Origin of the sequence: Methylobacterium sp. WL103 (assembly GCF_008039885.1) — a bacterium.
Lineage (GTDB): Bacteria > Pseudomonadota > Alphaproteobacteria > Rhizobiales > Beijerinckiaceae > Methylobacterium > Methylobacterium cerastii.
In genome coordinates this window covers 1-9,364 of the sequence record NZ_VRUX01000127.1, presented here as the reverse complement: position 1 = coordinate 9,364, position 9,364 = coordinate 1, and the positions used below count along the sequence as shown (strand labels likewise).

General features: G+C 70.3%; 10 protein-coding genes and 1 pseudogene. 7 read left to right on the top strand and 4 right to left on the bottom strand.

The window, feature by feature from the left end:
• Nucleotides 1-440, bottom strand: a 440-nt coding sequence (locus FV222_RS10435) for a thiamine pyrophosphate-binding protein (RefSeq protein ID WP_246685406.1), incomplete at its 3' end; no start/stop codon positions are given.
• A gap of 225 nt (nucleotides 441-665) precedes the next feature.
• Between FV222_RS10435 and FV222_RS10430 the strand changes: the two genes are divergently transcribed.
• A complete protein-coding gene (locus FV222_RS10430) occupies nucleotides 666-2,264 on the top strand; it encodes an ABC transporter substrate-binding protein (RefSeq protein ID WP_147762200.1) in 1,599 nt (532 codons plus the stop codon).
• Nucleotides 2,265-2,495: 231 nt separating this feature from the next.
• Complete coding sequence (locus tag FV222_RS10425) at nucleotides 2,496-3,908, top strand: amidase (RefSeq protein ID WP_246685405.1); 1,413 nt, start codon at nucleotides 2,496-2,498, stop codon at nucleotides 3,906-3,908.
• Between the two features lie 53 nt (nucleotides 3,909-3,961).
• Here FV222_RS10425 and FV222_RS31105 read toward each other — a convergent pair.
• Nucleotides 3,962-4,173, bottom strand: a pseudogene (locus FV222_RS31105) (hypothetical protein); the annotation flags it as partial.
• A gap of 146 nt (nucleotides 4,174-4,319) precedes the next feature.
• Between FV222_RS31105 and FV222_RS10420 the strand changes: the two are divergent.
• Genes FV222_RS10420 through FV222_RS31990 form a run of 3 tightly spaced genes read left to right on the top strand, consistent with a single transcriptional unit; the run spans nucleotide 4,320 to nucleotide 6,182 of the window.
• On the top strand, nucleotides 4,320-5,174 hold the full coding sequence (locus FV222_RS10420; protein ID WP_147762148.1) for a phosphatase PAP2 family protein: 855 nt from the start codon (nucleotides 4,320-4,322) through the stop codon (nucleotides 5,172-5,174).
• 37 nt (nucleotides 5,175-5,211) lie between these two features.
• Nucleotides 5,212-5,874, top strand: coding sequence for a TonB-dependent receptor (locus FV222_RS10415; protein ID WP_348644934.1), 663 nt, complete (start codon nucleotides 5,212-5,214; stop codon nucleotides 5,872-5,874).
• The gene (locus tag FV222_RS31990) at nucleotides 5,799-6,182 is read left to right on the top strand and encodes a TonB-dependent receptor (protein ID WP_348644089.1); all 384 of its coding nucleotides are present in this window, start codon (nucleotides 5,799-5,801) and stop codon (nucleotides 6,180-6,182) included. The genes FV222_RS10415 and FV222_RS31990 overlap by 76 nt, the downstream gene beginning before the upstream one ends.
• 36 nt (nucleotides 6,183-6,218) lie before the next feature.
• Here the strand turns inward: FV222_RS31990 and FV222_RS10410 are convergent, their stop codons facing one another.
• Both FV222_RS10410 and FV222_RS10405 read right to left on the bottom strand, forming a co-directional pair.
• Complete coding sequence (locus FV222_RS10410; RefSeq protein ID WP_147752564.1) at nucleotides 6,219-7,670, bottom strand: diguanylate cyclase; 1,452 nt, start codon at nucleotides 7,668-7,670, stop codon at nucleotides 6,219-6,221.
• Between the two features lie 224 nt (nucleotides 7,671-7,894).
• The gene (locus tag FV222_RS10405) at nucleotides 7,895-8,347 is read right to left on the bottom strand and encodes a BLUF domain-containing protein (protein WP_147752565.1); all 453 of its coding nucleotides are present in this window, start codon (nucleotides 8,345-8,347) and stop codon (nucleotides 7,895-7,897) included.
• Between the two features lie 203 nt (nucleotides 8,348-8,550).
• On the opposite strand from FV222_RS10405, the gene FV222_RS10400 reads away from it, so the two are divergent.
• Nucleotides 8,551-8,874, top strand: a complete 324-nt coding sequence (locus tag FV222_RS10400; RefSeq protein WP_147762149.1) for a hypothetical protein — start codon at nucleotides 8,551-8,553, stop codon at nucleotides 8,872-8,874.
• Nucleotides 8,875-9,087: 213 nt separating this feature from the next.
• Nucleotides 9,088-9,364, top strand: a 277-nt coding sequence (locus FV222_RS10395; RefSeq protein ID WP_187277295.1) for a cytochrome b/b6 domain-containing protein, incomplete at its 3' end; no start/stop codon positions are given.

Genomic DNA, 9,364 nt, shown 5'->3' with positions numbered 1-9,364 from the left:
CGCGCCGCGGCGATCGCGTCGGCGCCGTCGGCGGCGATGGCCTCCGCGGTCGTGCCCATGCGCAGCCAGGCCGAGACCGGCCGGGCGAAGCCCTCGATGTCGGAGGTGAGCGGCGCGTCGTGGATGCGGTGATAGGTGGCGTGCTCGCCGACGATGTTGACGATCGGCGAGCGGGCGCGGCGGGCGTTGTGGAGGTTGGCCAGTCCGTTGGCGAGGCCCGGGCCGAGATGGAGCAGGGTCGAGGCCGGCTTGTCGGCCATGCGGGCGTAGCCGTCGGCGGCCCCCGTCGCGCCGCCCTCGAACAGGAACAGCACGCAGGCCATGCCCTCGACCCGGTCGAGCGCCGCCACGAAATGCATCTCGGAGGTGCCGGGATTGGTGAAGCAGACCTCGACGCCCCCGGCGACCAGGGTGCGGACCAGGCTCTCGGCGCCGTTCATCGTCTCTGTCAACGCGCTCTTCCCTCGTCTCGCCGTCCGGCGCCGCACGGCCCGGAGGCGCCATCGTGGCGCCGCGGAATAGGGCGGCGCAAGGCCTGGGCGCAACACCGCGCGGCACGCGCATCGCAACCTGCGATCGAGGATGCGGTCCCGTCGGCACCCGGGCGTTGGCGCGGGACTTGCCCGTGCCGGGATCCCCCCGCCCACCGCATGAGAAGCCCCACGATGATCGGCCGAACGCTCGCCGCCGTCACGCTGACCACCGCGCTCGCCGCCCCGCCGGCGTCGGCCGAGAGCGTCCTGCGCATCGCGATGACCGCGACCGACGTGCCCACCGCGACCGGCATGCCCAACAACGGCTTCGAGGGCATGCGCTTCCTCGGCTATCCGATCTTCGAGGGGCTGGTGCAGTGGGACCTGACCCGCACCGACAAGCCGGCTGGTCTGATGCCGGCGCTCGCCACCGCCTGGGAGCAATCCGCCGAGGACAAGCGGATCTGGACCTTCCACCTGCGCGACGGCGTGCGCTTCCACGACGGCGAACCGTTCGATGCCGACGCGGTGATCTGGAACCTCGACCGGTACTTCAAGAACGACAGCCCGCAATTCGAAGCGCAGGGCGCGGGCATCTCCCGCGCCCGGGTGCCGATCATGGGCAGCTACAAGAAGCTCGACGCGCGCACGATCCAGATCACCACCACGCAGGTGGCCTCGTACTTCCCCTACATGGCGGTGTACCTGCTATTCACCTCGCCGCAATCGTTCGAGAAGGCCGGCCGCGACTGGGCCAAGGTGCAGGCGGTGCCGGCGGCCGGCACCGGGCCGTTCAAGCTCACCAAGGTGACCCCGCGGGAATCCGCGGATCTCGCCCGCAACGACGGCTACTGGGATAAATTCCGGATGGCGAAGGTCGACAAGATCCGCCTGATGCCGATCCCCGAGGCGAACGCCCGGATCGCGGCGTTGCGCGCGGGCCAGGTCGACTGGATCGAGGTGCCGGCCCCCGATGCGATCCCGTCGCTCAAGGCCGCGGGCTTTGCCGTCACCACCGGCGTCTACCCGCATGTCTGGCCGTGGATCTTCAACGTCGGCGCGACGAACAGCCCGGTCAAGGACGTGCGCGTGCGCCAGGCGCTGAACTACTGCGTCGACCGACCCGCGGTGGTCAGCTTCCTCAACGGCACGGCGGAGGCCGCCAGCGGCTGGTTCAACGATGGCAACCCGGATTTCGGCACCCCGAAGAACCGCTACGTCTTCGATCCGAAGAAGGGCAAGGCGCTGCTCGCCGAGGCCGGCTACACCGCCAAGAAGCCTTTGTCGCTGAAGATCATGATCTCGGCCTCGGGCTCGGGGCAGATGTCGCCGATGCCGATGAACGAGTTCATGCAGGAGAACCTCAAGCAGGCCTGCGACGTCGACGTGTCGTTCAACGTGGTCGAGTGGCAGATCCTGCTGAATTCCAGCCGCGCGCTGCCCGACGCGGCGAGCCTCCAGGGCTCGAACGCCCTCAACGTCTCCTCGCCGACGTCGGATGCCGGCGTGATGGTGCGCTATTTCGCGGCCGACCGCTTTCCCCCGAACGGCTTCAACTTCCCGAACTGGACCGACGCGACCTTCGACAAGGCCCTGAAGACGCTCGCCGAATCGAGCGACCCGGCCGAGATCTCGGCCGCCACCAAGGCCGCGCACGAGCGCCTGGTGGACGACCCGCCCTGGCTCTACGTCGTCCACGACCTCAACCCCCGCGGCATGAGCCCGAAGGTGAAGGGGTTCGTCTCGCCGCAGAGCTGGTTCGTCGACTTGACGCTGGTGAGCATGCCGTAGGGATTTCGAACGACGCGACGACGTTGTCCCGGACGCCCGCAGCGCCAACGGAGGGTGATCCGGGATCCAGCGAACGAAAGTGCCGCGTCAGCGGCTCGATACCCGGCGCGGCGAGAAATTCGGACGCTTCGCGACGTGATCATGCTGGACCCCGGATCGGGTTCCGCTCCCGCTCCACCCGTCCAGGGAAACGCGCGCCTCCTGCAGTGCAAGACGACGAAGAGGACGACGGTGTCAGGCATCTTGACGGATACGGGCGACGACCTCGCCGACCTTTCGGCGACCGAGCTCGCCAAACGCATTGCCGGCAAAACGGTGTCGCCGGTCGAGGCCGTGGAGGCGATGCTCGCGCGCATCGACGCCCGCGAGCCGAAGCTTCAGGCTTTCACCGAAGTCTTCGCCGACGACGCGCGGCTGGCGGCGGAGGGCGCCGACCGGGCGATCCGCTCCGGCCACGCGGTCGGCCCGCTGCATGGGGTGCCGATCGCGCTGAAGGACCTGATCGACATCAAGGGCCGCATCACCATGGGCGGGTCGGCCGCCCACCGGGCGCGGCGTGCTGACTGCACCGCCACCATCGCCCGGCGCCTGATCGCGCAGGGGATGATCGTGCTCGGCAAGACCCACACGGTGGAGTTCGCCTATGGCGGCTGGGGCACCAACCAGCACCTCGGCACCCCGTGGAACCCGTGGGACCTCGAAACCCCGCGCACCCCCGGCGGCTCGAGTAGCGGCACCGGCGTCGCGGTGGCCGCGCGGATGGCGCCCTGGGGCATCGGCACCGACACCGGCGGATCGGTGCGCCTGCCGGCGGCGTTCTGCGGGTTGACCGGCCTGAAGGTCACCGTCGGCCGGGTCTCGACCCATGGCATCGTGCCGCTCAGCGCGACCCTCGACACCCCCGGCCCGCTTGCCCGCAGCGTCGCCGACGCCGCCCTGCTCTACGCGGCGATCTCCGGACCCGACCCGCTCGATCCCGCGACCCGCGGCATCCTGACCGCCGACCCGTTCCCGACCCTGGACCGCGGCGTGCGCGGCCTGCGCCTCGCGCGGATGCCGGAGGCCGAGCGCACGGGCTGCTCGGCCGAGATGCTTTCCGCCTACGACACCGCCCTCGACGTGCTGTCCGGGCTCGGCGCGGAGGTCGTCGACCTGACGCTGCCGTTCCGGTTTTTCGACCTCGTGGCGATGAGCGGGATCACCAACGCCGAGGCCTACTTCGTCAACGGCGCGCTCGCCGAGGACGCGGCCGCCCCGCTCGGCGACGCGGTGCGCGCGCGCATCCTCGGCGGTCGCAGCCTGTCGGCCCAGGACTACCTCGCGACGCTCCAGCGCCGCGACGCCCTCAAGCGCGACCTCGCGCTCGCCTGGGAGGGCGTCGACGCGATCCTGACGCCGACCACCGAGACCGCGGCGGTGCCGCTGGCGGAGGTCGACGAACTGCACATGCCGTCCCGCTTCACCCGCTTCGCCAACCTGCTCGACCTCTGCGGCCTCAGCCTGCCGAACGGTTTTTCGCGAGACGGCCTGCCGCTCTCCCTGCAGATCGCCTGCCGCGGCTACGACGAGGCCATGGCGTTGCGCATCGGGCAGGCCTTCCAGGGCGCGACGGCGTGGCATCTGCGAGCGCCGACGGGGTTTTAAGGGGGGGGCATCGTTCCTCTTTCCGGACGTTGGTCAGAGCGGCGCGTGTCCGCCCCCGGCGGCCAGCGCGCATCCCCTCGCCCCGCGTGCGGGGAGAGGGCTTGGCCGACCTCGTCGTCGGCGAAGCGAGGCGGCAGCCGAAGGTGAGGGGGTGCCAACGGAGGAGCCTCGTCCGGCACCTCCCCCTCACCGTCGCTTCGGCTTCGCCTCCGCTTCCCGCAGGCACGACGAGGTGCCTGCGGGCCTCTCCCCGCCTGCGGGGAGAGGGGGGTCGATCGGCCCGCCCCCCGAATTCCCCGCTCCCGTCGGCACTTGCCCGGGTCCCGACCGGAAAAGTCGCGCCGCCGTCGTATCCCGTTCAGGGTCGAGGCGTTAAGGCTTGGGCCTCGCCCGCCCCGGAGGACGGACCCGATGCCGCGTTTCCCGACTGCCCTGGCGCTCTTTGCGCTCCTCGCATCCGTGGCCCAGGCCGAGACCACCGCCCAGACGCCGGCCCCGGCGGCGCCCTCCGTCGCCGCCGACCCGGTGCGGCCCGACAAGCCGGCGCACAAGCCGTACCTGACCGGCGCGGGCGTTCCCGACACCGTCCAGATCCTGCCGGCGCCGCCGGCCAGCCACTCGACCCTGGAGGCCGCCGACCGCGCCGCCTTCAACGCGACGCGGGCGATGAAGGGCTCCCCGCGGTGGGAGATGGCCGCCACCGACGTGGCCGAGGGCGCGGCCGCGATCCTGGAAACCTTCGCCTGCGTGCTCGGCACCCGCGTCGACCAAGCCCGCGTGCCGGCGGTGATCACCCTGTTCGAGCGCGCGCGCCTCGACATCGCCGCCGGCACCCGCGGGCCGAAGGTGCATTACCGGCGCCTGCGCCCCTTCGTCGGCAACGAGGCGCCGATCTGCGTGCAGCGGACCCAGGCGCTCGCCGACAGCTTCAGCTACCCGTCCGGCCACGCCACGCAAGGCTGGGCCTACGCCCTGATCATGGCCGCCCTGGTGCCCGAGAAGGCCACCGCGATCCTCGCCCGCGGCCGGGCCTACGGCGAGAGCCGCGTCGTCTGCGGCGTGCACTGGATGAGCGACGTCGCCGCCGGGCGCACCAACGGCTCGGTGATCTTCGCCGCGCTGGTGGGCGACGCCGGCTTCCGCGCCGACTTCGAACGGGCGCGGGTCGAGCTTTCCAAGGTGCTCGCGAGCGAGCGCAAGGCGCCGGACCAAGCCTTCTGCGCCCGCGAGTCCGAGGCGGTGAACGGCCCGGGCCTCGAGTTCTAGATCTGGTGTGCATGGGTCCATTCGCTGCAACCGCAGCGTGCTCGAGGTCGCCCATGCCGGCCTAGTCCGCCCGAATTACGAGGCGCAGTTCATTGCCGAGCCGTCCGTCGTCGTCGCGTCGCGGACGATCCAGGAGCAGGTCGGCACCTACGTCCAGGACCAGACCAGGATCGGCCGCCTGATCCTCACGCTGACCGGGCGCCACGACACCGTCGCCTCGCGCGTCGACGTGCCGTCGATGGCGACCACCTTCAAGGACGACCGGAACGCCTTCACCGGCCGCGCCGCCGCGAGCTATCTCCTCACCGACCAGTTCGTCCCCTACGTGAGCTACGCGACCTCGTTCGCGCGGCAGCTCGGCCTCGGCCGCAACAACGCGTCCTTCGCGCCGACCCAGGGCGAGCAGGTCGAGGGCGGCATCAAGTTCAACGTGCCGGGCACCAGCGTCTTCCTGAACACCACCGTATTCGACATCCGGCAGACCAACGTGCTGCGCCCCGACCCGGTGTCGCCGCTGATCTTCCAGGCGGCGGTGGGCGAGGTGCGCTCGCGCGGCGCCGAGATCGAGGCGGTGGACAAGTCGGCCCGGGCTTCAACGTCACCGCCGCCTACAGCCACGTCGACATCCGCACCACCAAGAGCCCCGGCAGCCCGGACACGGTGGGGCTCGCCCTGTCCGGCATCCCGGCCAACGCGGTGAAGGCGTTCGCGACCTACGCGATCCCGCCGGGCTTCGACCTCTTCGGCCTCATCTTCGGCGGCGGCGCGCGCTTCGCCGGAACCAGCCCGGCCAACGACGTGCCGGGCACCTTCCGGAACTCCACCGTGACGCTGTTCGACGCCGTGGCCGGCTACGACTTCGCCAAGCTCGACCCGCGGATCGCGGGCATGCGATTTCAGGCCAACGTCACCAACCTGCTCGACCGCAACGACCAGAGCTGCCAGGCGGGCTTCTGCTACCGCGGCCAGCCGCGCCAGGTCATCGCCAGCCTGATCTACCGCTGGTAGACGCCGACGCGGCGCGGCCCGAGACTAGGACCGCGCTCAGGCGACCTGCCGCGAATCCGGCTTCACCCGATACGTCTGCGCCGTGCCCTTCCGCGTGCGCTTGGCCGCGTAGAGCGCCGCGTCGGCGTGGCGCAGGACGGCGTCGCGGTCGTGCGACGCTTCGCTGGACCACGCGATGCCGACCGTTCCCGTCACGCGGGCGATGTGGCCCTGTCCGTCCACGACGATCTCGAGGTCGTGCAGGAGGCGCCGCACCATCCGGTCCAGGTCCGCGCGAGCGAGGTTCTGGGGGACGACGACGGCGAATTCGTCGCCACCCAGGCGCGCCGGAAAATACCGCTCGTAGCCGGCTTTGCGCAGGCGCTCGGCGACGCGGCGCAGCACCGCGTCGCCCGCCGCGTGCCCGAGGGCGTCGTTCACGCCCTTGAAGCCGTCGAGATCGATCAGGAGGACGCCGACGTCGCCGTCGGCGGCCCGCGCCTCGTGCAGCCGCGCATCGAGGACGCGGTGGAACTCGGCCCTGTTGGCCAGCTGCGTCAGGTCGTCGGTGCGGGCCTGGTGGCGGAGCCGCGTCTCCAGCCCGTGCCGCTCGGTGATGTTCTGGATCAAGCCGATGAGGGCGGCGGGCTTGCCCTTGGCCAGCTCGATCTCGCAGGAGCATCGCACGCGCCGGATGTTTCCCTTGGCGGTCACGAGGTCGGCCTCGAGCTCGAACGGCTCGCCGGTGTCCAGGGTGCGCATCACCGCGGCCCTGAACGCCGTGCGATCGGGCTCGGGGAAGGCGTCCATGCCGTCGCCGTCCGGCTCGGCGCCGCCGACGGGCAGCTCGTGGATGGCGAAGACGCCGTCCGACCAGGACAGGGACCGCTTCTCGATGTCGTAGCGGTACGATCCCATGTCGGCCATGCGCTCGGCCCGTTTGAACTGGCGACGCTCGCGTTCCAGGCGTTCGACCGCCATCCGGTGCTCATCGGCCACCTCCGCGGCGCGGACGGCGAGGGTCCGGGCTTCGATCAGGGCTTCGGCGACGCAGGCCAGCTCGGTGAGGATGTCGAGGTCGGCAGGCGTCGGCGCGCGGGGCTGCTCGTCGAGGACGCAGAGCGTCCCGACCGTGACCCTTTCGCCGTCGGGGCGCCGGACGCGGACCGGGACGCCGGCGTAGTAGCGGATGTGCGGTGCGCGCGTGACGAACAGGCTCGTCGCGAAGCGCGGGTCGAGGGTGGTGTCGGCGACGATCAGTGGCGCTTCGGTCTCGAACACGATGGGACAGAACGCCTGGGCCCGCTGGGTCTCGGCCGCCAGGGGTCCGCAGCGCGCCTTGAACCACTGCCGCTCCGGGGCGACTAGGGTGATCGAGGACATGCCGGTTCCGAGCATGCGTTGGGCGAGCTTGGCGAGGGCGTCGAACTCGCGCTCGGGCGGCGTGTCGAGGAGGTCGATTTCGGCGAGCGCCTGTTGGCGCAACGCCTCACGCTGTGTGTCCGACATAAGTCCCCTGAAGCCCATGCGCAGCCCCGCTCGGGCGGGGGTGCCGTCCCGTGGGATACGACGACAGGTTTAATCGAGCGTGACGTTACGCAACGTCCCATCGAATTCGGCGATGCCGGAGGCGCCGCCGCACCGGCAGCGTTCGTCGCGATGCCTGTTCGGCCCACCGCAAGGCTTCCGGCCTCGACGGCGCGCGGGCCGCCCCGAGCGGGTGCCCGTCGCCTTCAGCTCGCGAGGCGCATCCCTTGACGCCGCGCCTGGTCGAACGCCTGAAGGTCGAGCGCCAACGCGATGATCTGGCTGCTCTTGAGACGGGCCGGCTCGATCGCGCTTCCGACCCCGTGCTGCAGGTAGACCTCCTCGACCTCCGGTGTCCGCATCGCGCCGCCCATCGTCCAGTTCGGGAACGAGCGCGTCGAGACGTTGCGGGCATCCGCGACGGTCGCACCGGTGTGCCGAGGGTCCCGCGCGATCCGGTTGTAGGTTTCGCCGACCTGCGCGCGATCCCCCTCGAGGATCTGGATGAACCAAGTCTTGTCGAAGATCAGGAAGCCGGTGATCCCGTCACGGCAGTTGTTGCGTTGCGAGGCCGAGACGATGTCGCGAAGGTTCGTCAGCATGGCGCGGTCGCCGCCCGGAACGGTGTTGCGGCTATAGTAAATGAGCTGGTGGATCATCACACTCTCGACTTCGACGGCGTCTATCTCAGTCCCCGGCGCAGACATCCTCGCGTCGGTTCGTATGCATAATGCAGCCGGCCGGGTTTGGTTGTGTTTGGATTGGGCAACGCTCTCGACGGGGATAACAAACCGCTAACGTTGATGCGGTTCATAAATCCTTCCTTCATTCGAACGCACCGCAGACCCTCCGGACTTCTTCAATGACCGCGATGGGCCGGCATGGGCATTTGCCGGAGCGATGGAGCGACCGCCGCAAACCGGGCCTGTGCCCGTGCCTGGTTCACCAATCCGGATCGATGATCCGGGTCCGGGACCGCGGGCGCGCTTTCGGTCTCGGCAGCGATGGCGTGGAGGCCGACATCCTCGACGCGCGAACCGGCGACGAGGCGAAAGCTTCGGCCGCGATCGCAGCCGGCTTCGGACCGGTCGTTCGACGGCAGAGCCTGGAAATGGAAAAGCCCCGTTCGGTTGCAACCGGAGCGGGGCTTCCCAATGACGAGGGGACGGCGTGCATCCCCTCGTGATCCATGCGTGGCCCAGGATCGTTAACGAATGGTTACCGGTCTCGGAGGCCGACAGACGTCGGCATCGCGACACGCCATCCCGTGCCTGCGCGCGTGATCGATGGTACGGCGTTTCGCCGCCTCGACCGCAGAGCCGCGGATGCGGTCTCATGCGTGCATCGCCTTCGCGAAGCCGGACCGTCCGGGGCGACGCACGGGTCGGAAGGATCTGAGATGGCGCGGTGGCTCGACACACCGGAGCGGTATGGGCCCGTCAGCCGTGGATTCCATTGGCTCATGGCGGCGCTCTTCGCGTGGCAGTTCACAGGCGCCCTGCTCTATGTCGGCATCGGCGACACGGCGCTGACGCGCTTCGTCGGGAGCAGCCACTTCACCTTGGGCTTCACCCTGTTCGTCCTCGTGCTGCTGCGTGGCGCTTGGGGGTTGGCGAATCTGCGTCGGCGCCCGCCGCATCCGGGCCGGGCCGGGCGGGCGCCGACGCAGATTCGCC

What these genes read in the sequence shown, in the direction of transcription:
- FV222_RS10420 (WP_147762148.1), top strand. Translation starts at nt 4,320, where the DNA reads ATGCCGCGTTTCCCGACTGCCCTGGCGCTCTTTGCGCTCCTCGCATCC.
- FV222_RS10410 (WP_147752564.1), bottom strand. Translation starts at nt 7,670, where the DNA reads ATGTCGGACACACAGCGTGAGGCGTTGCGCCAACAGGCGCTCGCCGAA.
- FV222_RS10430 (WP_147762200.1), top strand. Translation starts at nt 666, where the DNA reads ATGATCGGCCGAACGCTCGCCGCCGTCACGCTGACCACCGCGCTCGCC.
- FV222_RS10400 (WP_147762149.1), top strand. Translation starts at nt 8,551, where the DNA reads ATGACCGCGATGGGCCGGCATGGGCATTTGCCGGAGCGATGGAGCGAC.
- FV222_RS10405 (WP_147752565.1), bottom strand. Translation starts at nt 8,347, where the DNA reads ATGATCCACCAGCTCATTTACTATAGCCGCAACACCGTTCCGGGCGGC.